At 62.9% G+C, this 23291-nt stretch carries 21 protein-coding genes; 4 read left to right on the top strand and 17 right to left on the bottom strand.

Going from position 1 to position 23291, the window contains the following annotated elements; all coding sequences use genetic code 11:
* Positions 1-48: 48 nt before the first annotated feature.
* The 11 genes from modA to METLW3_RS0120410 form a co-directional block, all read right to left on the bottom strand.
* Positions 49-903 (bottom strand): molybdate ABC transporter substrate-binding protein, encoded by an 855-nt coding sequence (gene modA, locus METLW3_RS27055; protein WP_024881668.1) that lies wholly within the window; start codon positions 901-903, stop codon positions 49-51.
* A gap of 645 nt (positions 904-1548) precedes the next feature.
* Positions 1549-2025 carry a hypothetical protein gene (locus METLW3_RS25990; RefSeq protein ID WP_024881667.1) on the bottom strand — a complete coding sequence of 159 codons (477 nt, stop codon included), beginning with the start codon at positions 2023-2025 and terminating at the stop codon, positions 1549-1551.
* Positions 2022-2582 (bottom strand): type II secretion system protein GspM, encoded by a 561-nt coding sequence (gspM, locus tag METLW3_RS0120450; protein ID WP_024881666.1) that lies wholly within the window; start codon positions 2580-2582, stop codon positions 2022-2024. The genes METLW3_RS25990 and gspM overlap by 4 nt, the downstream gene beginning before the upstream one ends.
* Positions 2583-2585: 3 nt before the next feature.
* A complete protein-coding gene (locus tag METLW3_RS27050) occupies positions 2586-3632 on the bottom strand; it encodes a PilN domain-containing protein (protein WP_166671912.1) in 1047 nt (348 codons plus the stop codon).
* 1 nt (position 3633) lies between these two features.
* The gene (locus METLW3_RS0120440; RefSeq protein WP_198022808.1) at positions 3634-4536 is read right to left on the bottom strand and encodes a type II secretion system protein GspK; all 903 of its coding nucleotides are present in this window, start codon (positions 4534-4536) and stop codon (positions 3634-3636) included.
* The gene (locus METLW3_RS28395) at positions 4533-5297 is read right to left on the bottom strand and encodes a prepilin-type N-terminal cleavage/methylation domain-containing protein (RefSeq protein WP_024881663.1); all 765 of its coding nucleotides are present in this window, start codon (positions 5295-5297) and stop codon (positions 4533-4535) included. Before METLW3_RS28395 ends, METLW3_RS0120440 begins: the two co-directional genes overlap by 4 nt.
* 13 nt (positions 5298-5310) lie before the next feature.
* A complete protein-coding gene (locus METLW3_RS0120430; protein ID WP_024881662.1) occupies positions 5311-5730 on the bottom strand; it encodes a prepilin-type N-terminal cleavage/methylation domain-containing protein in 420 nt (139 codons plus the stop codon).
* Positions 5720-6163: a type II secretion system protein gene (locus METLW3_RS0120425; protein ID WP_024881661.1), complete on the bottom strand. Its 444-nt coding sequence runs from the start codon at positions 6161-6163 to the stop codon at positions 5720-5722. The genes METLW3_RS0120430 and METLW3_RS0120425 overlap by 11 nt, the downstream gene beginning before the upstream one ends.
* On the bottom strand, positions 6150-6614 hold the full coding sequence (gspG, locus tag METLW3_RS0120420) for a type II secretion system major pseudopilin GspG (RefSeq protein WP_024881660.1): 465 nt from the start codon (positions 6612-6614) through the stop codon (positions 6150-6152). The genes METLW3_RS0120425 and gspG overlap by 14 nt, the downstream gene beginning before the upstream one ends.
* Entirely contained in the window at positions 6611-7816 is a 1206-nt protein-coding gene (locus METLW3_RS0120415; RefSeq protein WP_024881659.1) for a type II secretion system F family protein, read from the bottom strand. Before METLW3_RS0120415 ends, gspG begins: the two co-directional genes overlap by 4 nt.
* A gap of 1 nt (position 7817) precedes the next feature.
* Complete coding sequence (locus METLW3_RS0120410; RefSeq protein WP_024881658.1) at positions 7818-9488, bottom strand: GspE/PulE family protein; 1671 nt, start codon at positions 9486-9488, stop codon at positions 7818-7820.
* Between the two features lie 172 nt (positions 9489-9660).
* Between METLW3_RS0120410 and gspD the strand changes: the two genes are divergently transcribed.
* The gene (gene gspD / locus METLW3_RS0120405; RefSeq protein ID WP_245267457.1) at positions 9661-11988 is read left to right on the top strand and encodes a type II secretion system secretin GspD; all 2328 of its coding nucleotides are present in this window, start codon (positions 9661-9663) and stop codon (positions 11986-11988) included.
* A 115-nt stretch (positions 11989-12103) separates the two neighbouring features.
* Here gspD and METLW3_RS0120400 read toward each other — a convergent pair whose 3' ends face one another.
* The 6 genes from METLW3_RS0120400 to METLW3_RS28895 all read right to left on the bottom strand — a co-directional run bounded on the left by METLW3_RS0120400 (position 12104) and on the right by METLW3_RS28895 (position 18883).
* Positions 12104-14011 (bottom strand): bifunctional 2',3'-cyclic-nucleotide 2'-phosphodiesterase/3'-nucleotidase, encoded by a 1908-nt coding sequence (locus METLW3_RS0120400; RefSeq protein ID WP_024881656.1) that lies wholly within the window; start codon positions 14009-14011, stop codon positions 12104-12106.
* A gap of 61 nt (positions 14012-14072) precedes the next feature.
* Positions 14073-14684: a MotA/TolQ/ExbB proton channel family protein gene (locus tag METLW3_RS0120395; protein ID WP_024881655.1), complete on the bottom strand. Its 612-nt coding sequence runs from the start codon at positions 14682-14684 to the stop codon at positions 14073-14075.
* A 2-nt stretch (positions 14685-14686) separates the two neighbouring features.
* Positions 14687-17170: a TonB-dependent receptor gene (locus METLW3_RS0120390; RefSeq protein WP_024881654.1), complete on the bottom strand. Its 2484-nt coding sequence runs from the start codon at positions 17168-17170 to the stop codon at positions 14687-14689.
* 19 nt (positions 17171-17189) lie between these two features.
* Entirely contained in the window at positions 17190-17882 is a 693-nt protein-coding gene (locus tag METLW3_RS28900) for a hypothetical protein (RefSeq protein WP_198022807.1), read from the bottom strand.
* The gene (locus METLW3_RS0120380) at positions 17882-18289 is read right to left on the bottom strand and encodes a biopolymer transporter ExbD (protein ID WP_024881652.1); all 408 of its coding nucleotides are present in this window, start codon (positions 18287-18289) and stop codon (positions 17882-17884) included. Before METLW3_RS0120380 ends, METLW3_RS28900 begins: the two co-directional genes overlap by 1 nt.
* Positions 18290-18685: 396 nt before the next feature.
* The gene (locus METLW3_RS28895) at positions 18686-18883 is read right to left on the bottom strand and encodes a hypothetical protein (protein ID WP_024881651.1); all 198 of its coding nucleotides are present in this window, start codon (positions 18881-18883) and stop codon (positions 18686-18688) included.
* 648 nt (positions 18884-19531) lie between these two features.
* Here METLW3_RS28895 and repA point away from each other — a divergent pair.
* The 3 genes from repA to repC all read left to right on the top strand — a co-directional run bounded on the left by repA (position 19532) and on the right by repC (position 23264).
* The gene (gene repA, locus METLW3_RS0120365; RefSeq protein ID WP_024881650.1) at positions 19532-20713 is read left to right on the top strand and encodes a plasmid partitioning protein RepA; all 1182 of its coding nucleotides are present in this window, start codon (positions 19532-19534) and stop codon (positions 20711-20713) included.
* 71 nt (positions 20714-20784) lie between these two features.
* Positions 20785-21777 carry a plasmid partitioning protein RepB gene (gene repB, locus METLW3_RS0120360; protein WP_024881649.1) on the top strand — a complete coding sequence of 331 codons (993 nt, stop codon included), beginning with the start codon at positions 20785-20787 and terminating at the stop codon, positions 21775-21777.
* Positions 21778-21929: 152 nt separating this feature from the next.
* Positions 21930-23264, top strand: a complete 1335-nt coding sequence (gene repC, locus METLW3_RS0120355; RefSeq protein ID WP_024881648.1) for a plasmid replication protein RepC — start codon at positions 21930-21932, stop codon at positions 23262-23264.
* Positions 23265-23291 lie beyond the last annotated feature (27 nt).

Genomic DNA, 23291 nt, shown 5'->3' with positions numbered 1-23291 from the left:
GTCTCTCGCGACCGCTCGGAAACAGCAGGCGGTTCCTCGTTGATCCGATTACGGGAGAATATAGCAATATTGAGTGATGTAACCTTGAGCCGTCGATCCCGTCAGATAGCTGATGAGATTGGCCAGCACAGTGTCCTGGGCGGAGGTGCGGCTGCTATTCACGACGCCGACCGCATTCTGGACGATTTGACTGTACGGATGAGTTGTGTCGTTGTAAGGATATTCTTTGTATGAATAGGTATTTCCTGTCGCATTGAAGGTATATGTGTTCGTCGAAGCATCATATCTGCAGACCTTCGATTTTGCGATGAAGCCTTGCTTGTTGGTGCCGTTCGCCACGGCCGTATAGGTGTTGTCGATATTGGTGGCAAACGACACGTTGCAGCACGGGAGCGAGCCCGATGATATGCTCCACGGAGATTGCGACAGCACGGTGCTGGCCGCGACGCCGTAAGGCGCTTTGCTCGGGTCGGCGATCACCAGACTGTGTGGGAAGCTGCCAGATACCAGCGATTCGAGTCCCGCGCTGACATTCAGACTGGAACCGGCGTTGGTGGAGGACCATAGCAGAATTTCGCCCTTGGCGTAGGTGAACGGCGTGCCCGTCGCCCATCCGGCGGACGCGACGGTCGCAGGATATGATGTGTCGGCAGACAAGAACAGATCATATCCCGGGCTGTTGCCGGACGTGATAGCGGTGGTGATGACTCCCGAGGATGCCGAGGTGATGACGAAAGTGTCTCCCGGATAGTCGCTTTCGAAGGCGGACTTGATGTCGCTCAAGGTTCCGGCGAAATTCGCCGCCACCGCCACGTTGATCGACGTCGCATTTGCCGACGAGTCCATCGTCAGTGTGAGAAACGACACGCCGAGGGCCAGCACGGCGCTATATTTGCTAGGCATATTGCTACCTCTCTCGCGATAAAACGTTCACGACGACGATATGTGTCGCCGCAAAGTTGTCCAATATGTTTTGTAATTGCCCGGTTGCGACAGATTTATCGCTGCCGTCGAGCAATATATAACTACGATACATTACGCATATCTGTCAAGGCGAGCATTTGGGCAAATTTACAACATCGGGGCGACAGCCTCGCTCGGAGACCGGAGCCGCAGGACTAGCGCCTCCAGTGTGGTAGATTTCCTATTCACTCTCGGCATTCTGGCGACCGCTGAATGAGACCCTGATAGGTCGTTACGTGCTTATCTCTCACCAGTCCCCTCATATAACGCCTCGTGCTGCGTGGAAGAACGATACTGCAGCATAATTGTAGTTATATTAATTCATTACACTGTAAATATTATTTGGTGTGTATTCCTAATGCGCCACAGAAAATTTATTTCTGCTCCCGCTCGTCGAGGCATATTCTAAGCTGTAGTCCAATATAATGCTCACTATATTCGCAGATCGTCAGCGCGGGTGCCTGTTCGCTCGGCAGATGATGCACGCTATTTTTGTTTTTGCAGGGACGCCATGACATATAACAGCGCTGTATATCGTTTGGGCGTCTCGGCTCTTGAGAGACGCCGGAGAAGGCGGCCGCGCCTCTAGTCGCCGTCGAGGGGCGGCGGCGGCGGCGTCGAAGCTATTCGTGAAGAGTGGGATCGAGGCAAGAACAGCGCAACGGCATGGATGCGCGCGTTTCGTTCGAACACGATGCGCTGCGCTGCGATCTCCAGCACTCGCCATCCTTCGATTTCGTCGCCGCGCTGCAGGCTGCGCACCTTCGCCGGCAGACCTGTCTCGACAATCGCGCGATGTCCTTTCTCGTCGTTCACGACGCCGACCAAGGTGAGAGATGGCGGCGACGGCGGGGGAGGCGGCGGCGTCTCGCGACTCGGAGCCGCGGCAGGAGCCGGCGGACGCCGCGTCGCGGCGAACAGCGGGCGCTGCAGCGTTGCCGCGAAATCCTTCAGCTCGTGGCGCGCGAGCGGATTGGCCGAGGTGCTTTCGCCGGTCTGCTGCGCTTCGGCGACGGCGCAGGCCGCGATCAGGGCGAGCGTGTGGTAAAGCCATCGCCTCATATCCGAGTTCTCCGCCAGAGAGCGCGCAAATCCAAGGTGACGCGCAGCGCGGGCGGCTCGGCGCCCTTCTGGCCGCCGCCTTGTGGCGAAATGGAGAGCGTATCGACGAACACATAGGGCGCGCCGGTCTCGAGCTCGTAGAGCAGCTTCTGCAAGGGGGCGAGACCCAAATCGAAGGTCGCTCGGAGCCGCACCACGTCGGACGTGTCCTCACGCGTCGTCGGTTGCGTGGCCGATGTCGTGACGCTCGCATGCTGCGCGACGACCAGCCTCGTGAGATGGGCCTGCAACAAGGCGCTCGCCTGGCCTTGCGTCGGCGCGGCGAAAAAGGCCGCCTCGGGCGCGATCGCTGCTTTGCCGCCTCGGGCGCCGCCGCGGCCTTGCGCCGCCTCCACCTGCGCGAGAATAGCGCGCCGCTGCGCCGCCTCCTCGGCGGCCTCGCTCCAAGAACCGAGGGCGAAGACCGCGGCGGCGGCGAAGCAAGCCACGAGAAGGGCGAGCGCGCCGAGCGCGAGACTCTGTTCGCGATCGAGCTCGAAATCGAAATCGCTCCGCATGGATCACTTTCCCTTTTTCGTGGCGGCGGCGAGCTGCGCCTCTATGCCGAAGCGAAACAGCCTGCCGTCGGAAGCGCGCGTCGTCGGAGCAGAAAAATGCGCGTCGAAGAATCGTCCGGTCTTTTCCAGAGCGTCGATGAGCGGCGGGGCGTCTTCGGCGAGCCCGGATATGCGGAGCTTGCCGCCCTCCAAGCCGAGGCTCTCGAGAAAGGCGCTGTCGGGAATGGCGCGCGTGAGCGCGTCGATGAGAGCGACGGCGGGCGTCGAGGCCTCTTTCCAGACCCAGGCGCGCTCGGGCGGCGGCAGAGCGGCGACGACGGCTGGGTTTTTGGCGGCGTCGGCGCGCTTTTGCAGCGCATGGGCGCGCGCCGCGAGCATCGACGCCTCTTCCTGGAGCGCGCTCGCGGAAAGCGACGCGCCCAGCACGGTGAGCGCGCAGAGCGCGACATAGGCGGCAATCCCGCCGCCGACGAAAAGCCGCATGCGCCGACGCTGCGCCGCATCGCTCTGCGTCGCCCCCTTCGACCAGAAGACGATGGGCTCGCGGGACGCGTCCGCGACGGCGGCGACGCGATCGACGGAAAGCCCCATTTCGGCGAGCGCGGCGCGCGTGGCGTCGATATCGGCTTTCCGCGCGATCAGCACCCGCGCCGTCACACGTCCGGCCTCCGCCGGCGTCGCTCTATAGCCGTGCAATATCTGGCCGACCGGCCAGGGCGAGAGACGATCGAGCTGATTGAAGATGACGCCGGCCAAAAACTCGCGCGCTTGCGCCGGCGCCGCCAGAGTGCGCGTGACGGTCATCTCGCGCGGCCATTCGAGCAGCACGAAGCCGCCGCGCGCATGTTGCAGGATCTCCTCCGGCAAGGTCGCGCCAATCGGGGCGGCGGCGAGTGGCTGCGCATCGGGATCGGCGCCCGAGCGAAGCAGAATTCGATCGCCCGAGCGTGTGACGCGCAACATATTCCGGTTGCGCCGCGCGTCCGCGAGACGCAGGAGGAGGCCCGAGAGAATGTCCAGCCAGCGGACGAGAATGTCGAAATTCGGCATTTCAGCGCGCCTCCGAAAAGCCGCCGGCATAGGCCGAAGCCCGGGGCGATTGGCGAAAGGCGAGCACTCGATACGGCTCGCTGTCCTTCGGCAGCGTGACGATGATCGCCTCGGCTTCGGAGGCGAAGCCGTCGGCGAGCGCAACCGCGATCTCGAGCCTCGCGACGCTGTGGTCGGCTGGTTTCACGTAACGCGCAGCGGGACCGAGAATTCGCTCGTAATCTGCCGCCTCGAGCGACCGCTCCGCGCGCGCTTCCAGCAGGCGTTCTACGCGCGACAGCGTCATTTGCGGCAGAAGCCGGAGCGTCTCCGCCGGCGCGGTCGCGGCGTTCACCGCCTCCTCGCCGAAGACGGTGACATAAGGCGCGACGAGACGCGCATATTCGGCAGGAACGCCGGGAATCTGCGCCAATTGGTCGACATTGGTGAAGCTCTGGTCGAGATGGCGTCTTTCGGACGATTCGGGCTTTTGCGCGGCCTTTGGAGCGGTCGCTTCGGCCGGCTCACGCTGGCGCGAGATCGCCAGCGCCGCGGCCTCTGCGTCCGGCGCCCCGAGGCCGGCGAGCAGAGAAGCGAGCGTCTCGACCGGCGCCTTGTTGATGTCGATACGGCCGAGCTCGTCGCTGATCCGCACGCGTCCCTCGCCGTTCCGCAGGGAAAAACGCGTCTCGATCGGAAGCAGCGGCCGTCCGCGATATTTGATCAGCAGATCGGCGCCCGCCTCTATGCCGGCGGCGATCAGCGCCTCCGCCTGGACGCGGTCGCGATCGACCGCCAGCAGTCCCGCAAAGCTGCGCAGGCTCGCCGAGGCCGCCATGGCCAGCGCCGAGAGCAGAGCGATCGTCCACAAGACGGCGACGAGGACGACGCCCCGACGCGAGCGGAGGCTCCGAAGGGGCCTCATGTCGGCGCCCGCCGCGGCGCCGGCGACTGCGGCGCTTTCTTTGCCGCCGGAAGGCATTGCGCTTTGGCGCTCGCGCAGCCGGCCGGCGCGTCGGCGCGCAGCAGAAATTCCGCTCCCGGAGAGAGGCGCTCGCCGGTCTCCGGGTCGCGCAGATCGAGGCGAAAGAGGCGTGGCAGCTCGCTCTCGCCGCGCCAAATGTCCCTCCAGCTCGCAACGCCCTTCTCGACGCGCGCATAGGCGAAGGAGATGTCGAAGCGCCCCTCGAGCAGCACTACCTCGTCTCGAGGCTGCCCTCCATCGAGCCCGGCGCGTGAGCCGAGCCATGGCCTGCGCCGACGGATGAGACGCGCGCTCTCGCCGGCGCGCTCGATGGAGAGCGTGACGATCTCCTCCAGCGCCGCTTGCGCGCCGATGGCGCTCGCCGTCACGAAGACGACGCTTTGGCCATCCCCGTCGAAAGCCACCCGAGCAGGCTGCTCCTCCGGCTTTTTGCCGGGCGCGCTGGCCGGCGCCGGCGCTATGGCGCCGGAGGGCTTCAGCGCGACATGGCTCGCCGCGCCGAAGTCGCGCGACAGACGCTCCATAGCGAGGGCGAAACGCTCGGCTTCGTTCACGCCGCGCGCCCCATGGTCGAAATGAGCGGCGACATGATGGGTGAGCGCCGCCGCCCCGACGATGATCGACGAAGCCACAGCGAGGGCGGCGAGCGTCTCGACGAGAGTGAAGCCAGCGCGGCGTCCGGTCCCTGCCCTGCTTCGCAATGTTTTCCTCCCGTTAAGGGGCGAGCGCGAGGCGGATCGTCTCCGCCGCGATGGATTGACCACTGGAGCCCCAAGCGACCCGCGCCTCCACGCGATAGGCCGACCATTTGCGTTCATCGGCGCCCTCTTTTACCGGCGTCGACTCCCGGAAGCTCGGCGTCTCGAGAAAGATCGGCTCGACGGCGACGCGCCAACGAAAGCCGCCACGCTCCCCTTCCCGCGTCTCGAGAGGGCCGGCGCGGTCCAACGGAGCCTCGATGAGCGAGCGCAGCAGCTGCTCCGCCACGACTCGCCCCTTGCCCTTGGCGAGCGCGCCACGCGCGTGAAACAGCTGCGGGCCGAGCGCCGCGGCGAAGGCGGTCAGCAGGGCGAGCGCGACCAGCGCCTCGATGAGGGTGAAGCCGGCGCGGCGGCGGGCTCGGTCACGGCGCATCGACGGACACTCTTCCGCTGAACCAATCGACCCGCACGTCATAGCGCGCGCGCTCCTTGGCGAAGGCGAGGACGGCGCCCGTCGAGGCGCCGTCCGGCTCGAACCGCGCGACTCCCTGCAAATTGCCGTTCGGCGCTTCTGCGGCGAGAAGATCGAGCGAGACATCTCGGGGCACGGCGACCTTTCCGCCGCTCTCGCCGATCAGCGCCCGCGTCGAGACATCGAGCGCGACGTGACGGGGATGGCCGCTCAACATGGCGCCGAGCCGTTCTCGCCGCAGGAGCGCCGCAGCCTCGAGCGCGACCGCTTTCAGCGTCGGTCGGCCCGAACCGAAGGTCCATGTGACGACGAGAGCGGAGATCAGCGCGACGATCATCATCACCGCCATCATCTCGACGAGCGTGAAGCCTGCGCGCCGCTCAACGTTCGACATTGGAGATATCCGCCGCGACGCCGACGCCACCCTCCTGCCCGTCCGAGCCGAGCGAGACGATTTCGTAAGGCGGAACCTGATCGACGGGGAAGCGATACATATAGGGCTTGCCCCAGGGATCATTGGGTAGGCGCCCGCCTTTCACATAGGGACCGTTCCAAATATCCACGCCGCTCGGCCGCTGCACGAGCGCGGCGAGCCCCTCGGAAGAGGAGGGATAGCGCCCGACGTCGATGTAGAAGAGATCGAGCGCCGAAGCGAAGCTCTCGATCTGCAAATGCGCCGTCTTCACGCGGGATTCGCCGAGATAATTGAGCACGCGCGGACCGACGAGGCCGAGGATGAGGCTGATGATGGTGAGAACCACCAGCATTTCGACGAGCGTGTAGCCGCCGCGCCCGCCCTTCGGGACGCGACTGAGACCGCGATGCGGCGTGCAAGCGAGGGTCATTGGGCGAGATCCGTTATGCTGAGAAGAGCGCTCATGATCGAAGTGACGAGAGCGCCGACGAGAACGCTGACGACGACGATGGCCGCTGGGCCGATCGCGCCCATGAGCCGATCGAGCCCGGCGCCGAGCCGATGCTCGTAGAATTGCGTCGCATGGGCTGCGATCGCGGGCAGATCGCCGGTCTCCTCGCCGATCCGCAGCATGCGGACGGCGAGCGGCGGAAGCAGCCGCGTTTCGGCGAGCGCGTCGGCGAAGCGGCGGCCGCTGCGAACCTGCTCGTGTATCCTGTCGATCGCCGCGACCGATTGTGGCTCCACCACGACATCACGTAAAATTTTCAATGTAGTCGGCAAGGACACGCCATTGCCGAGGAGAAGGCCGAGCGCTCCGATGACACGCGTCGTGCGCCAATCCTGCATAGGGCCGGCGACGCCCGGAACGCGCCCGACCGCGGAGATCGCCGCGGCGCGCGCGCCCGGCCGCGAGAAGGCGTAGAGCAGCCCCAGCGCGAGCGCCGCGCATGCGGCGAGAAAAGAATAGAGATTGGCGTGCAGCCAGGCGGAGGCCGCGAGCACGAAGGCGACGCCTCCATTCAACCGATTGCCGAGATCGTGAAACACGGGCTCGAACTGCGGCACGACATAGAGCAGAAAGAAAAACAGCACGAGCAGCGCCGCGCCGATGAGAAACAGAGGATAGCGAATGGCCGAGCCGACGCGCTCGGAGAGCAGCTCGCGCCGCACGCGATCCTCGACGATCGCGGCGAGCACCGCTTGCAGCTTGCCGGAGGCTTCCCCTGCCCGCGCCATGGCGACATAGGCGGGATCGATGATATGCGGATGTCGCTCCAACGCCTCCGCGAAACTCTCGCCCGAGGAGATCATCGAGCGTAGCCCGGTCGCGAAGCGCTGAATGGGCTTGCTCGCATCTTCCGCCAGCGTCTGCAGGGCGGCGTCCAGCGTGAGCCCTGCGCCGACGAGCAGCGCCAATTGCCGTAGAAAGATCGTGACGTCGCGCGCCGGCGCACGCACGCCTCCAGTGGAGGCGGCGCCGAGCGTCTTTCGAGACGCAACCTCCGCCTCTATGGGCAGATGACCGAGATATTCGATGCGTCGCAGCACTTCTTCGCGTGTCGCCGCTTCGACCTCGCCGGCCACCATTTCTCCGGTTTGCGTCACTGCGCGATAGCGAAATTGCGGCATTCTAGAGACTCGTGGTGACGCGGAAAATCTCGTCGATCGTCGTCAGGCCGGCGCGGCATTTGGCGACGCCGTCCTGCGTCATAGACGTCATCCCCTCGCCTTTCGCGACATTCTCCAATTCATGACCATCGACTTTCGGCCCGATGGCGGCCCGCAGCGCGGCCGAAGCCTCGATGACCTCGAAGACGCCCTTGCGGCCGCGAAAGCCTGTGAAATTGCACCATTCGCATCCTTTCGGACGATGCAGAATCTCGCCGGCGCGGAAGCCGAGCGCCGAATAGCGCGCGTCGGCTTCCAGGACGGCCTCGGTGAGCTCGTGCGGCTCCTTGCAATCCGGGCAGAGGATGCGCACGAGGCGCTGGCCGACGACGGCGCGCACGCAAGAGGCCAGCAGAAAGCTCTCGACTCCCATATCGATGAGGCGCGTGATTGCGCCCGCCGCCGTATTCGTGTGCAAGGTCGTCAGCACCAAATGGCCGGTGAGCGCCGCGTGAACGCCGATATGGGCCGTTTCGCCGTCGCGCATCTCGCCGACCATGATCACATCCGGGTCCTGGCGCAGAAAGGAGCGCAATGCAGTGGCAAAGGTCAGGCCTATTCCCGGATGGATCTGCATCTGATTGACGCCCGGGATTTGGTATTCGACCGGGTCCTCGACGGTGAGAATTTTGCGAGTCGGCTCGTTGATCTCGGAAAGCGATGCGGCGAGCGTCGTCGTCTTGCCGGAGCCGGTCGGCCCGGTGACGATGATCATGCCGAAAGGCGCCTGCAATGTTCGACGCAATATTGCGCCGTCGCGCTGCGACAGGCCGAGCTCGCTCAGCTCGACGACGCCGGCGCCTTTGCGCAGGAGACGCACGACCGCGCCCTCGCCATAGAGAGTGGGCGAGGTCGCGACGCGCAGATCGATCTCCGCGCCGCCGACCACGATACGCGCGCGTCCGTCCTGCGGCAGGCGCCGCTCGGTGATGTTCAGGCCCGCCATGATTTTGAGGCGCGACAGCAGGCCCTTGGCCATGCTCGTCGGCGGCGCCGGCGCGGGCTTCAACAGCCCATCGACGCGCATGCGGACCTGCAACGCTCCGGCGAAGGGCTCGATATGCAGATCTGTGGCGCGCTGCTCGACCGCGAGGCGCAGCAGATCGTCGAGCGCGCGCACCACGGGCGCGCCGCGTGCGAGGTCGCGAAGATCGTCGAGATCGTCGGACGCGGCTTCGGCGCTGGTTGTCTCCGCGCTCTCGGTCGTCGTCCGCTCCTGCACGGAGCCGAGCGCAGCCTCTATCTCCTCCGGCGTCGCGACGGCGATGCGCGCGCTCCGTCCGAGGGCGGTCTCTATGGCCGAGCGCATCTCGTCCTCGAGAGGCGCGGCGATGACGAGAACCAGCTCGTCGTCACGCATGAAGGGAAAGAGGCGTCCTTCCTTGAGAAAGCGCGTCGACAAATGCCCGCCGCCGAAGGTCACGCCAGTGAGCCCGCCGCGCGTGACGCGCTCGCAGGAGTAGAACTTTGCGAGCTCGTCGGCGAAGGCCGACGCCGATAGCTTTGTCGCGCTCGCCCAATCGAATTCGGCGGACGCCTCGCTCCCATTGGCGCGCCGGACGGGCTCGAACCCGTCAGCCTCGCGAAGCCCACCCTCATGAGCGAGATATTTCAAGAACGCTTCGCGGGACATCGAATTCACGTCGCCAGCCAATGCAAGATTCTTGCGCAACCGTCATATGGTATTTATACATAGCGAAGCCGTGGTGCAAGCGAATTAGCGGCGCGAATCTTGCTCGACAAGGCTTGTCGAGTCCTGCGCAATATATGAAAGCTCTATAGTTGGCGGTGTCGGAGTGCATAGAGTGACGCGAGTTTTTCGGTTTCGGACGGCGCATCCCAGGAAGCTTCTGTTCCTGATCGCGGTCTTGTTGCAGGCCTGCTCTTCTACCGAGCAATTGATGGGGATCGGTCCCGGCGACAGCGTCGATGTCGCCCGCATGAAGGACTTCTCCGCCTATTTTCCGACGACGAGCTCTGGCGGCTCGCGTCTCGACAAGAGCGCCGCCGGACCTGCTCTCTATCCTGGCGCGGCGGACGCTTCGCCAAAGCGCTCATCGGGCGAGGCGCCGACGGAGCCCGGCGTGACGTCGCGCGGCGATGAAATAGAAATGAATTTCGAGCAGGCGGAAATTCAAACGGTCGCCAAAGCGCTGCTCGGCGACGCGCTCGGCCTCGACTTCGCCATCGATTCGCGCGTCCATGGCGCGATCACCATTGTCTCGGCAGGCCCCATCCCGAAAAAAGACGTTCTGCCCACATTCGAAAATGCGATCCGCATGTCCAACGCCGCGCTTCTCCGCGAGGGCCGGATCATTCGCATCATTCCGCTTTCGGAAGCGAATGGCGCCGGGCCGACCGCGATCGGTCCCGTGCAGCCGGGCTATGGCGTCACAATCATCCCGCTGCACAACACCTCGGCCGTCGCGCTCGCCAAAACGGCGGAGAATTTTATCGCGCGCGCCGGCGCCATCCGCGCCGATGCTGCGCGCAATCTTCTTCTCGTTCATGGAACTTCGAGTGAACGCCAAGCCGTCGTCGACATGGTCTCCGGCTTCGACGTCGAATGGCTGCGCAATCGTTCGGTCGGCATATATCCGCTGAAATCTACCTCTCCCGACAACATCATCCGTGAGCTCGAGCGAATATTCGACACGGGCGAAAACGGCCAGGGCGCCGGAACGATCGCCTTTCAGCCCATGCCCCGGATGAACGCCGTTCTCATCGTGACCCGCAATCGCCAGCTTCTCGAACGCGCGACCCTATGGCTGCGGAGGCTCGATCGATCGGATGTGAGCGGATCGACGGTGCGCGTCTATCAGCTCGTCAACGGCAATGCGACGCGCATCGCAAAAATCTTGAACGAGATATTCGTCGGCAAGGGCGCGGGCCAGGCGACAGATTCTGCCGCAAGCCAGCTCGCGCCTGGAATCAGCGCCGCCCAAACCAAGCTCGACCAGCTTTCGACCGGCAGCAGCTTCTCGGGAAACGGAAGCGCTTCGGCGACTGGCTCACAGAACAGCGCGAACGGACAACAGTCCGCCGCCGGCTCCGGCGGAGGCAATCAGATCTCGGCGGCCTTCAGCAATTTCGCCGAGCAGAAGAACGCCGACAATGAAGAGAAAAGCAATGGCGTCGGCGTCTCCGGCTCGCTGCCGAAGGGCGTATTCCAAAACATGCGCATCACGGCCGACAACGCCAACAATTCCATTGTCGTCTACTCGAGCCAAGACGACTATCTCGTCGTCGAGCGGTCGCTGCGCGCGCTCGACAAGCCGCAGATGCAGGTTTCGATCGAGGCGACGGTCGCGGAAGTGACGCTGAACGACGATCTGCAATATGGCGTGCAATATTATCTCGGAAACTCTTCGAGAGCCAATGGATCGTTGACGAACGCGACGACCGCCGCCGCGACCTCCTCGTCCTCCACCACCTCCTCCACGACGGATGTCGTATCGAACCTCGTCCTTCAACGCGTGCTGCCGGGCTTCAATTTGCTGCTGGGACCAGAGACGCAGCCTCATGTGGTGCTGAACGCCTTGACGACGCTGACCAGCGTCAAAGTGCTGTCCTCCCCCTCGCTCGTCGTATCGGACAATCAACCGGCGCTTCTGCAAGTGGGCCAGCAAGTCCCGATTTCGACCGGATCGGCGACGGTGCTGTCGACTTCCAACACCATCGTCAACTCGATTCAAATGCGTGACACCGGCGTCATTCTAAAAGTGTGGCCGCATGTGCACGGCAATGGCGTTGTCCAGCTCGAGGTCGAGCAAGAAATCTCCAATCCAGTGAGCTCGAGCCTAACCCCGACGATTTCGCAGCGGCGCGTGCATTCGACCGTCTCGGTCCGGAGCGGGCAGACAGTTCTGCTCGGCGGCCTGATCAGCGAACAGGAGAATAACATCAAGGACGGCATTCCTGGCCTTCGGCATCTCACCTATCTCGGCGATCTGTTCGGCAGCACGACCCGGAACAAGGATCGCTCTGAAATCATCATTTTCATCAAGCCCCGCATTATTCGTGACTCGCTCGACGCGCAAGGCGTCGCCGAGGAGTTCCGTTCGCGCCTCGATATGATGCGGAGCGCGCCTTTGGTGGTCACTGGCAATGATGCGACGAGAATTCGCAAGTGAGCCGGCCTCGAAGCATGTCCGCCAGCCGGCGCGCTTTCGGCGGTTGCGGACCGCGACCTCCGGCCTATTCGTTCGCCGAGGCGCAGCCGGAGCGAAAGCAGCGGCTGTCGCGTTGTCAGGCGAGGTCGTATTCGTAGCGCAGATAGCCGCCTTCTTCACGCGTCGCGCGCAGGCCGGGCGCTTCGGCGAGACGGCGAGTCGCCGCTCGCGCCGAATCGAAAGCGATGGTCACGCGGCGTCCGATCGGCGCGAATGACCAGGGACGGTCATCGGGAACGGCGGCGCCGCGGCGAAGAAAACGTTCCACGGCGTCGCGATTGGAGTCGGGCGCGCGCAGCACGATATTGCGTCCGTCGAGGCCGGGAAATTTGCCACCGCCGTCGGCGCGATAATTATTCGTCACCACGATGAACTGCTGCGCTGGATCGACAGGCCGGTCGGCGTAACGCAGATCGACGATTCGCGCATTCTCGGGGCGACGCTCGCCATTCGCGTCATAGCGCGCGGGCGCCGTGACGTCGATGCGATAGCGCAGTCCGGCAATCACGTCGAAATTATAAGAGGGCGTGCGCCGATCGACGAGGAGCTGCGCTCCCTCGCTGTCGCGATCGATACGCCGGAACACGCGCGCCGCGCATTCCAGCCATTCGCGCAGCTCCGCGCCGGTCACGCGCACGGCTGTCAGCGTGTTGGGGTAAGGGTAGATATCGGCGACATGGCGCAGCGCTACGGGACCTGGATCGAGGTCGATATAGGCGTCCGGCGTATAGCCCATGCGAAACGGCGCGACGGCAGAGAGCAGTGGAAGCTCGGCAAAAGGCGTTCCCTCCAGCAGCGGCCGCGCATAAGCGAGTTGCGCGGCGTTGACGAGAGCGCCGACCGGATCGACGCCGATCCAGGCGAAATAGGAGTAGAGCGGAGTCGCGATCTCGCCGACAGGGGCGTCGACCCGGCGCTTCGTGGCCTCATGCTCGGGCGCGACGATCGTCTCGATCTGCGGATCGACGCCGGCGAGCGCGACGATCTTGCCGGTCTCGCGCCGATAGATGGGTCGCGCCTGCGAATGAAACCGATCGATGATCCATCGATCGCCGTCGCGTGCGAGAGTGAGGTCGATCACGCCGAGATGACTTCCCCAAAAGCCGGGCATTACCGCGGGAATGCCGGCGAGCGCGCCGCGCTCGGCGTCCGCTCCCTCGACGCCGGCGTAATCTGGTCCAGGAAAGACCCGATGCGAATGCCCCAGCATGATCGCGTCGATTCCGGGCACGGCGGCGATCTGCAGCGCGGCGTTCTCCGCGCCCACGCCGGCGTGCGGGTCGATTCCGCAATGGCACAGCGCGACCACTATGTCGCAATTCGCGCGCAGAACCGGCACATGACGGCGCGCTGCGGCCACCATGTCGCAGCAGCGCAGCCTGCCGTCGAGATTGGCCTTGTCCCAGATCATGATTTGTGGCGGCGCGAAGCCGATGACGCCGACGCGCAGCTCATGCTCATCGCCGCTGTCATCGGTGAATCGACGCGTCAGAATGTGGAAGGGCGGAAGGAAGGCGGAGCCGTCGGCGCGTTCTATATTGGCGCCGACATAGGGGAAGGCGGCGCCTGCCAAGGCGCGCTCGAGAAAGTCCAATCCGAAATTGAATTCGTGATTGCCGGGCGTCGCCGCATCATAACGCAGATAGTTCATCGCGCGGAAGATGGGGTGGCGCACGCCCGCGGCGAGGCCGCCTTCATGCGCGACATGGTCGCCGAGCGGGCTCCCTTGGATGAGATCTCCATTGTCGAATAGCAAAGCGTTCGGCGCCTCCTCGCGCGCATGCGCGAGGAGGCTCGCGATTTTGTTCAGTCCGACGGTCGGATCCCGCTGCTCGCGATAATAGTCCCAATCGAGCGCGAACATGTGCAGGTCGGACGTCTCCAGCAGGCGCAGCGGCAATCGCGGCGCGGCGCGCGCGATCGTCGGAAAGCCGGTGGCGAGAGCCGTTCCTCCTGCGAGCAGCGCGCGTCTGGTGATCGGCATCCTCGCTCCTCCGGTCGGTCGGCTCTTTTGCCCCGATCTCTCTCCAACGCCGAGATGGCGCTTATTCTGCGGCTGCCGGGAAGCGGTCGCGGGTAGCTGCGAGCAGCGCGCTCTTGAAGCCCTCGATGAGGACATCGGCTTGGCGGTGCAGCAGATTATGGGCGATCAGCCCGACGAGCGCCGTGCCGATGCCGACTGCAGTGGCGACGAGCGCGGCGGCGATGCCGCGGCTCACCGCGGCAGGATCGGAGACGCCGCCCGACGACAGCGCGTTGAACGTGTCCATGATGCCGAGAATGGTGCCGAGCAGGCCGAGCAGCGGCGCCGCGGTGACGATCGTGTCGAGCATCCACAGGCGCGCGCTGACCTTGGCGTCGACGCGGATGAACAGCGCCGAGGACAAATCCTCGACGCGCGCGCGGGTGCAGCCCGGCAGGTTCTGCGCGGCGACATATTGGGCGAAGCTGCGGCTGAGCTCGTCGTCGCCGAAGGGCTTCGGCGTCGTCGAGGTTCCGAGCGCATGGGCTTTTATCGCATCGTTGATCTTGCGCGCGCGCAGCGCCAGCAGAGCGTAATAGACGAGCCGCTCGATCAGCACGAAGGCGAGCAGCAGGAGACATCCATAGAGAATGTCGATGCAGATCTCGTGGAAGAAGGCGTGATCGATCTGCATGGTCAAAAGCCCATCGAAAAGGTCGCCGTCGCCGAGAAGCCCTGGCCGACGTAATAGGTCGGCGCGCTGGCGGAAACGACGTTGCCGTAAATGCCGCGCGTCGCCACCGCATTGTTCTTCACGCTGTTGGGGCCGGTCAGCGCATGCGTGTTGGTGACGTTGTAGAGGTTGACGCGCAGCTCCGGCTTCTTGCCGAAGGCGATGTCGTCGAAGCGATAGCCGACCATCGCGTCGATGCGAGCGTAGGGCGAGATGGATTCGTCATTCATGAAGGTCGAATATTGGCGGCTCGTCACCTTGGCGGCCAGATTGCCGAGAATATGGCCGTCGTCATAGTCGACGCCGAGCGCGCCGGTCCAGGTGGGGGAACTCGGCAGATGCTTGCCCTTGGTCGGCAGGAAGTCGTTGATCGACGAGATGGGCGAGCCGGCCGGGGTCGTGCCCGATGTCGACAGATTGTCGAGAATGCGTGTCTGCAGGTAATTGGCTGAGAGATAGGGCCGGAAATTATAGATCGGCCGCGTGCCGATCTCCGCCGCGACGCCCCAGAGATCGACCGCGCCGGCGTTGATCGTCGTGCTCACGGAAGAGCTGGAGTTCGGCAGGAACACGGAGGTGCTGATCTGATGGTTCTCGTAATGCGAGCCATAGAGAGACACCGACGTGGCGAACAACGGGCTCTGATAGCGATGGCCGAGCTCGACGGTGACCGCCTTTTCCGGGGCGAGACGATTGGCCGGCGTCAGCGCGCCGCTGCTGGTGTTCACCGTGTCGGCGAGCGCGAAATTCGGCGTCGAGCGGAAGGAGGTGCCGACCGAGCCGAAGATTTGGTGGTAATCCCAGAACTTGTAGCGAAAGCCGGCCTGCGGCAGAGCGACGAGATCGCTCTGTGTGTTGAGCGGCGTCACGCCGGGCAGGAAATTATAGACCGAGCGATGGATGGACGCGACCTTCACGCCCGATTCGATCGTCAGCGTGTCGTCGAGCAACGACCAAGTGTCGCTGACGAAACCCGTATTGGTGACGGTCTGGGTCAGCAGATCGCGATACTGAGGCGCGCCGACGCCTGGAATGGTGATCGCGCCGGAGTCGAGAAAGGGGTCGACGATCGAGCCGTCCGCGTTGAGGAAGGCGTAAGGCGCGGTCTGGCGGTGGTTCGCGTATTCGAACCAATAGCCGAGCATCAGCTTGTGATCGCCGAGATCGAAGGTGAATTTGTTGATGAGGCCGGGGCGGAGCGTCTCGGTGATCGAGGGGTTGTAATACATCCCCTTGTCGTTCTTGGTGACGACGCCATTGTTGTTCCAATCCGCCGCGCCGATGTTGAAGCGGCCGTAATAGAACGAGCTTCCCGACGTCGTCGCGTTTTCGGTCACCGAGGTCACGCCGCCGCCGCTTCCGTAGCCGTACCAGAAATAGGGGATGGCGTCGTAAGTGACGTCCTTGCTGATGGCGAAGGTCGAAGGCGCGCTGACGATCAGATTGCGGAACGGGTTGATGCGCCATTTGTAATAGAGGTTCGCTTGATTGGCGGAGCGGTCCCAGGCGCCTGCCGACGGCACGAAATAGGAAGCCGGCAGCGCGTTATTGTAGCCGACCGACCGCGCGCCGAGCGTATTGTAGCTGCCGAGCGTCGGATATTGATAGAAATTGTTCAGCGCGTCGTTGAAGATCACCGAGAGGCCGACGCGATTGCCTTGGCTCGGCTCCCACACGCCTTTGAAGTCGACATGCTGGCGCTCGTTCGAGCCCGGACCCGACCAGTGATTTTCCGTGTAATGCGAATAGGACACATAGCCGCGGAAGTCGCCGATCTGGCCGGTCTCGGCGCGGGCGAATTCGCGGGCTGTGCTGTGCATGCCGTAGGAGAAATCGACGAAGCCGCCGCGCGTCTTCGACGGATCGCGCATATAGATGTTGATGACGCCGCCAGAGGCGCCGATATGCGGGCTGTCGAGATCGGGCGAGCCTTGCGCGATCGAGATCTGCTCTATGTTCTCGCTGTCGACATATTCCTGCGGATAGAGCGCGTAATTGCCGGAGTCGTTGACCGGCATGCCCTCGATGGTGAGGCCCAGCTGATCGCTGTTGTAGCCGCGGATACGTATGTTGCCGCCATTGAGGCCGGAGTTGTCGGTGCTGGTGATCACGACGCCCGGCAGGAGATTGATCATCTGATAGGGATTGGCGGTCGGCGACATTTTGGCGATGGCGTCGCGCGTCACTGTCGAGCGCGTCTTCACCGCTTCTTCCTCGATCATATAGCCGCCGCCCAGATCCTGGCGGTTGACGCCGTCCGGCGCCGGCTGCGCGGCGCCGTTGCCGTAGATATCGACGCGGCCGAAATCGGTCGGCGCCGCGGTGAGGCCGCTCTGCGAGCGGCTGTCATGCGCGGGCTTTTGCGGCTCGCCGGCCGATTGCGCCAGAACGAGAGTCGGCGTCGAGACGCCGGCGAGCAGAGCGAAAGTCAGGACACGGAACTTCATCGGTGGACCTCTGTTGCGACTATCTCGGGTGAAAGACGACGACGCCGCTGAGCGAGCCTCCGCCCGCTGCGGACGCGCAGGCGACGGCGCGCGAGCGCGCGGCGGAATCGAGGAGGGCGGAGCCGGAGCTGTGGGTGACGGAGGCCAAGCCGCCAGAGACCGCGATGCCGACGGCGCCCGAGGGCTTTTGCAGCCGCGCGTCCTTGGAGGTCGGATAGGGCGCGCCGGCGAGACAGGCGCGGAAGGCGGAGGCATTGCCGGAGGCGCGCGACGTTCGCTCCGCCCCGGTTTCGCCCCGCCGAGCGCCGGCAGGCTTTTCGGGCGCTTCTTTTTTAAAATCGGCTTTGGACTCGCGTTCCTTGCGCGGACGCACTTCGGCTTTCGGCTTCGGCTTTTCGGGCTTTTGCGGCTTTGGCTGCGCGGCTACGGGCGCGGGCGCATCGCTCGGCGGCGGCGTCTCCTCGAGCGTCTGCGGCTGCGGCGCGTCAATGGGCGTCTCTTGAAGCGGCTCCGGCGAAGGGGGCTCGGACGCCTCCGCCTCGACCGGCAGATCGAGCGCGATCTCCATCGTCTGCGCGCCGGGGTCGGCCGGCGAGACACGATTTGTCTCAGGCGCCATCGTCAGCGACAAAACGAGCAGCGTCAGCGCGCCGGCGAGTCCGGCGGCGTTGCTCGCGACATCGAGCCTGTCCATCGCTGGTCTGGCCCGCACTATTGCGGCCTCGTGACGATGGAGGCGCTCGCGACCTTCGCCGACTTGAGCGCGTCCAGGACGGAGACGAGACTCTGAAGTCCCGCGCCCTCGTCGCCGCTGATGACGACGGCGAGTGGCCTGTCCTCGCTCGCAAGGCCGCGCAGGCGTTCGGGGAGTTCGGCGAGCGAGATCGGCTTGCCGTCGATATAGGTATCGCCGGCGCGATCGATGCCGATCGTCACGCGTGTGCGCTCGACGACCTTGTCTGGATGTGCAGAGGTCGGCGGCGTGACTTTGAGCCCGAGCGCCGGAAGCACATTGATGCTGATCAGCACGAAGAAGACCAGCAGGAACATCATCACGTCGATCATAGGAATGATTTCGATGCGCGCGTGTCTTTCGCGGCGCGCTGGCCAGTTCCGCATCGACGATCCCCTAGGTAGATTTCGACGTCGATCTACTCATGAGGGAACCATTGATTCAGGTTCATGACCAAAAAAGTCATCTAAAATTCAGAAAATTGACGCGTTTCCGCCTTGATTCTTTGGGGAAGCCCGATCTTCTTAGGAGAAACACGTATCGCGGCGCGGGATGCGTGATTGTTGCGCTTATGCCACAGGCGCAGAGAAATCGACGCTATGCGCTCGCTCCACGCTCGTGTGGGGGCGAGTTTTTGTCTGCGGAGGCGATTGGGGGCTTTCCACGGCTTCGACCGCTGTCGAGCGCCGTGCAGCATGCGACGCGGCTCGACATGTGGCTTTGGTGCTTGGAGTGCTTAACCCGCTCGGTGTCTTCGCCGCGGCAGCTCGATCTGCTTCTCGCTAGAAGCTCGGCGCGAAAATTCCAGCTCCGCCCATCGGCCCGGTCGCCTCGGCGCCAAAGAGCTTGCGCTCGGCCGCCTCGACGGAGCAGCCGAGGCGCAGTCTGCTCAGATGATCGACGACATCCGAGAGGAAGAGGTTTCGTTCTCGCTTCTGCTCATTCGTGAGCTTTACGCCCTCCTCCTCCAGAGCTGGCATGGTGAGACGAAAGACTCCGGTGAATTGGATCGGCGGCGCGCAAGGGCGACGCGCTGTTCGTGCCCCCGAGCGAACTCGGCGGCTCTCTCGGCGCCTTGCGCAATTCATTCACGAAAACCGATCGCAATTCCGCCGCCGATCAAAGCCTGTCTACTGCACGTCCAGTTCGAGACCATTCATCCGTTGCTCGACGGCAACGGCTTTTTGGCGATGTTGTTCCTTTGCGCAAATGACGTGCTGCGCGCTCCCCTCCTCTCTTGGCCACTATCTGAAGACCCATCTCGCAACGTTGATCTATGAGGGCGGGGTCTTTGTCCTCCCGCGCTACGGCGCGCCGTTCGCTGAAGGAGGCGCTCTGTCGAAGCTCTCGGGCGCGAGCATTTTTTGCCGCCGTACATGTCATTACGGCGGCATCCGTCTGTCGACGCGTTGACGGCCGTAAAATATCGAATAAAGCAACGCTAATTCAGTTGGATATGCGCAGGCCGCCGAGTTCTGCGAGCAAGAGCGCAAAAGCCCGAGAGCTCGAGGGCGTTAGGATTTTGGTAATCCTATTGTTCTTGCCAGCCTGAGAGAATCGCACATAATGGCGCTAAATCTGCAGGAATGGTCTTCCTGGCGCTATTTGACGACACTGGGCAATAACGCATGCTTCCGACATTCGAATTCGACGATAAGATACTCGCGCAGGGCGCCGAGATATCGCGGAAGCTCAACCAGCTCCGGCTGGAGAAGTTTCCTCCCAACGCCAAGAAGACTCTTCGTCAATTCTCGATGGCCGAGGTGGCGCATTACCTCGGGGTAAGTCCAAATAATCTGAAGCGGCTTCACCTCGAGAAGAAGGGGCCGGAGCCTACGATCGCTGCTGGCGGCCGCAGGTTCTATCTTGCGGAGCAAATGTTCGAGCTGAGGCAATATTTGGACAAGAATGGTCGCTCGGACGCCAAGAAATACGTCCCACACCGAAAAGTCGGAGAGAAGCTTCAGGTTATCGCGGTGGTTAATTTCAAAGGGGGATCCGGCAAGACAACGACGGCCGCCCATCTCGGGCAACACCTCGCTTTGACCGGGCATCGGACGCTGGTCATCGACCTGGATCCACAGGCGTCTCTTTCCGCATTGCATGGATTCCAGCCAGAAATCGACCGCAATCCGTCACTCTACGACGCCATTCGCTATGACGAGGACAAGAGGCCTATCCATGATGTGATTTTGGCGACGAACTTTCCTTCTCTCGACATTATTCCTGCCAATCTTGAGCTGCAGGAATATGAATATGCCACGCCGCTCGCGATGCAGGGCTCGAAGGAAGGCAAGCGGTTTTTCGTCCGGCTCGGGAACGCTCTGGAGGAGGTGGATGACCGGTATGACGCGGTCATTATCGACTGCCCTCCCCAGCTCGGATATCTGACCTTGACTGCGCTCGCCGCCGCAACGTCCGTATTGATCACCGTGCATCCGCAAATGCTGGACCTGATGTCGATGAGTCAATTCCTGCTCATGCTCGGCAATATCACCCGGACCATCAAGCAGGTCGGGGCTCGCGTGCAGATGGACTGGTTACGATACCTCATCACGCGTTACGAGCCGACGGATGTCCCTCAAGCTCAAATGCTCGGGTTCATGCAATCCATGTTGGCCGAGGAGATTCTAAAAAGCCCGATGCTCAAGTCGACAGCGATCTCCGACGCCGGGCTAACGAAGCAGACATTGTATGAGGTGGAAAGAGCGAATTTTAACAGAGACACCTACGATCGAGCGATCGAGTGCATGGACGCCGTCAATTTTGAAATCCAAGGCCTCATTCACCAGGCGTGGGGGAGGCTCTGATGTTGACGGCCGTAAAATCAGCGAAAACGAGATTTGTTTTCAATAAACTAGATCAGTGAGGAGAGTGGATCGTGGCTCGAAAAAACCCGTTCGCCAACCTCATGGATCAAGGTGGCGTGGACGAAAAGACCCCTGCCCTCGATTATGCGTTGAAAGGCGCATCTCGTTCGATTTTGAGCTCGATCGACGAGTTGGCCGCCCGAGCGGACAAGCTCATGGAAGGCGAGACGGTCGTCGAGCTCGACCCCGACGTCGTCGATGTTTCGTTTGTTCGTGATCGTCTCGCCGAGGATGATCGAGAGTTCGATGAGCTTTTGGCGGCTATTCGTGAGCGCGGGCAGGATTCTCCGATCCTAGTTCGACCAAATCCTTCTAAGGCCGGTCGCTACATGATCGTATTCGGCCATAGACGCGCGCGGGCAGCAAAGATACTCGAGCGAAAAGTTCGCGCCGTAGTCAAAGACCTTGGGGATCGGGAGCACGTCGTCGCGCAAGGGCAGGAAAATTCAGCCAGAGCAAACCTGTCCTTCATCGAGAAATCGCTCTTCGCCGCAAAGCTCTCGCAGCTGCGTTATGACGAAGACAGCTCGACGATCCTCACGGCTCTTGCAATCGACCGAAGCACGCTCTCCAAAATGCTCTCGGTTGCGAGCTTGCCCCAGCGAGTCCTGGAAGCGATTGGGCCAGCAAAGGGGGTCGGACGGGATCGTTGGTATGAACTCAAGGCGCTTCTCGAAAGGCCCGGTTCGATCGATGGCGCGCTGACAGCAATCGAGGACGCTAGCTTTTCTGGCCTTTCCAGCGATGAGCGATTCAACGCCATTGTGGCTCGGCTCAAATCCAAAAAGTCGATGAACCGCGTAAGAAACGGACATCAGCTGCAGTGGGCGTCCGAAGATGGATTGTTGGCCGCTGAAATGAAGGCCGAAGGCAAGCGGTATACGGTGTCGCTAAAAGCGAAGGGCCCTGACGCAAAAGCGTTCGGAGAATATCTGTCGGAACGACTGGCCGACCTGTATCAGGCGTTTCGGCAGGAAAAGACAATCGGCGATAATGGAGATTGACCAGCAAAAGAAAAAGGCCCCCGAAACGTAACGTCCCGGAAGCCCTTCTCAAAGTTCGCACCTAAGAGAATCACACTTCCGCGAATCGCTGTCAAGCATTTTGGCGCCGTTTCGGTGAGCGGATTTCTTTTGCCTGAATGAGGCAAAGGATCATGCAGACACGTCCAACGACGCCCTTCGGGCGGCGGCCGCTGTCGCTCGCCATGATGGCGAGCCAGACTGCGACCGAGAGTTTCGCCGCTAAGCCGGGCGCATCCGAAACCGTCGTCCACAAATGGCGATTGTTTCGGGCGCTCACCGAAGCCAAAGAGCCGCTCGGAGTCACTGAGCGCGCGCTATCGGTGTTGCACGCACTGCTGAGCTTTCACCAGGAGACAGCGCTCAGTCTGCCGGAGACCAATGCAAAGGCGGCGGAAGCCGGCTCAGTTGCCGGCGGCATCGTCGTGTTCCCGTCGAACAGGGAGCTTTCGATCCGCGCGCATGGCATGGCGCCGGCGACGCTGCGCAGGCATCTCGCCTGTCTCGTCGATGCAGGGCTGATCATCCGCCGTGATTCCCCGAATGGCAAACGCTTCGCCCGAAAAGGGCAGGGGGGAGCCATAGAGGACGCATTTGGCTTCGATCTCGCGCCGCTCGTGGCGCGCTCGAGCGAAATCGAGAACCTCGCCGAGGAGGTGCGGGCCGAGAACCGTGCGATCGCGCTGCTCAGGGAAAAGATCACGCTCACCAGACGCGACATCGTCAAGATGATCGAGACCGGACTGGAGGAGGGCGTAGCGGGCGACTGGGACGGCGCGCATCAGCGCTATGCGGCGCTCTCGGGGCGCTACGGACGTGGGCTTTCCCGTGTCGATCTGGAGGCTTTGGCGGAGGAACTTGCCACGTTGGCGGCTGAAATCCACAAGGCGTTGGAAATACACATAAAAGCTCAAAATATGAGCGGCAATGAGTCTCAAACCGAGCGTCACATACAGAATCAAACCACAAACTCTTCTGATCTTGAACCTAGCCTTCAAAAAGGCAGGGCCGATCCGTCCGAGCCAAATGTCGAAGAGGACAGGGGACCAATTCAGCGAGGCCCTGGAACTTCTTCAGATCGTTCTCGGACTGTCGACCCAAAGCCGCCGCTTCGAGCCTATCCTCTCGGCATGGTGCTGGACGCTTGTCCAGACATCGTCGATTATGGCAGGGGCGGGGAGATTTCATCGTGGCGAGACTTGGCTGCTGCGGCGGCGACAGTGCGCTCGGCGCTCGGCGTTTCGCCAGACGCCTGGTCGCAAGCCTTGGACGTCTTGGGCGAGCATGACGCCGCGATCGTCATCGCCGCGATCCTGCAACGCGGCGATGAAATCAAAAGCGCTGGCGGTTATCTCCGCGTCCTGACCGAAAAGGCGAGGGCAGGGGAATTCTCGCTCGGGCCGGTGCTGATGGCCCTGTTGCGAGGAAAGGCAGCGAAGGCGGCGAGAGATCGCAAGAGGGCGGGGTGATGTCGGAATGGATTTCCGNACGAGCCT

Origin of the sequence: Methylosinus sp. LW3, assembly GCF_000527115.1 — a bacterium.
GTDB lineage: Bacteria > Pseudomonadota > Alphaproteobacteria > Rhizobiales > Beijerinckiaceae > Methylosinus.
This window is presented reverse-complemented; position numbering and strand designations above follow the sequence as displayed.

Coding starts and splice junctions, on each gene's coding strand:
- METLW3_RS0120410 (WP_024881658.1), bottom strand. CDS start 9,488: ATGTCCCGCGAAGCGTTCTTGAAATATCTCGCTCATGAGGGTGGGCTT.
- gspM (WP_024881666.1), bottom strand. CDS start 2,582: ATGCGGAGCGATTTCGATTTCGAGCTCGATCGCGAACAGAGTCTCGCG.
- METLW3_RS0120380 (WP_024881652.1), bottom strand. CDS start 18,289: ATGCGGAACTGGCCAGCGCGCCGCGAAAGACACGCGCGCATCGAAATC.
- METLW3_RS28895 (WP_024881651.1), bottom strand. CDS start 18,883: ATGCCAGCTCTGGAGGAGGAGGGCGTAAAGCTCACGAATGAGCAGAAG.
- METLW3_RS0120390 (WP_024881654.1), bottom strand. CDS start 17,170: ATGAAGTTCCGTGTCCTGACTTTCGCTCTGCTCGCCGGCGTCTCGACG.
- METLW3_RS0120415 (WP_024881659.1), bottom strand. CDS start 7,816: ATGCCGCAATTTCGCTATCGCGCAGTGACGCAAACCGGAGAAATGGTG.
- METLW3_RS0120400 (WP_024881656.1), bottom strand. CDS start 14,011: ATGCCGATCACCAGACGCGCGCTGCTCGCAGGAGGAACGGCTCTCGCC.
- modA (WP_024881668.1), bottom strand. CDS start 903: ATGCCTAGCAAATATAGCGCCGTGCTGGCCCTCGGCGTGTCGTTTCTC.
- METLW3_RS0120425 (WP_024881661.1), bottom strand. CDS start 6,163: ATGTCGAACGTTGAGCGGCGCGCAGGCTTCACGCTCGTCGAGATGATG.
- METLW3_RS0120430 (WP_024881662.1), bottom strand. CDS start 5,730: ATGCGCCGTGACCGAGCCCGCCGCCGCGCCGGCTTCACCCTCATCGAG.
- repA (WP_024881650.1), top strand. CDS start 19,532: ATGCTTCCGACATTCGAATTCGACGATAAGATACTCGCGCAGGGCGCC.
- METLW3_RS0120395 (WP_024881655.1), bottom strand. CDS start 14,684: ATGCAGATCGATCACGCCTTCTTCCACGAGATCTGCATCGACATTCTC.
- METLW3_RS25990 (WP_024881667.1), bottom strand. CDS start 2,025: ATGAGGCGATGGCTTTACCACACGCTCGCCCTGATCGCGGCCTGCGCC.
- gspG (WP_024881660.1), bottom strand. CDS start 6,614: ATGACCCTCGCTTGCACGCCGCATCGCGGTCTCAGTCGCGTCCCGAAG.
- repC (WP_024881648.1), top strand. CDS start 21,930: ATGCAGACACGTCCAACGACGCCCTTCGGGCGGCGGCCGCTGTCGCTC.
- METLW3_RS27050 (WP_166671912.1), bottom strand. CDS start 3,632: ATGCCGAATTTCGACATTCTCGTCCGCTGGCTGGACATTCTCTCGGGC.
- METLW3_RS0120440 (WP_198022808.1), bottom strand. CDS start 4,536: ATGAGGCCCCTTCGGAGCCTCCGCTCGCGTCGGGGCGTCGTCCTCGTC.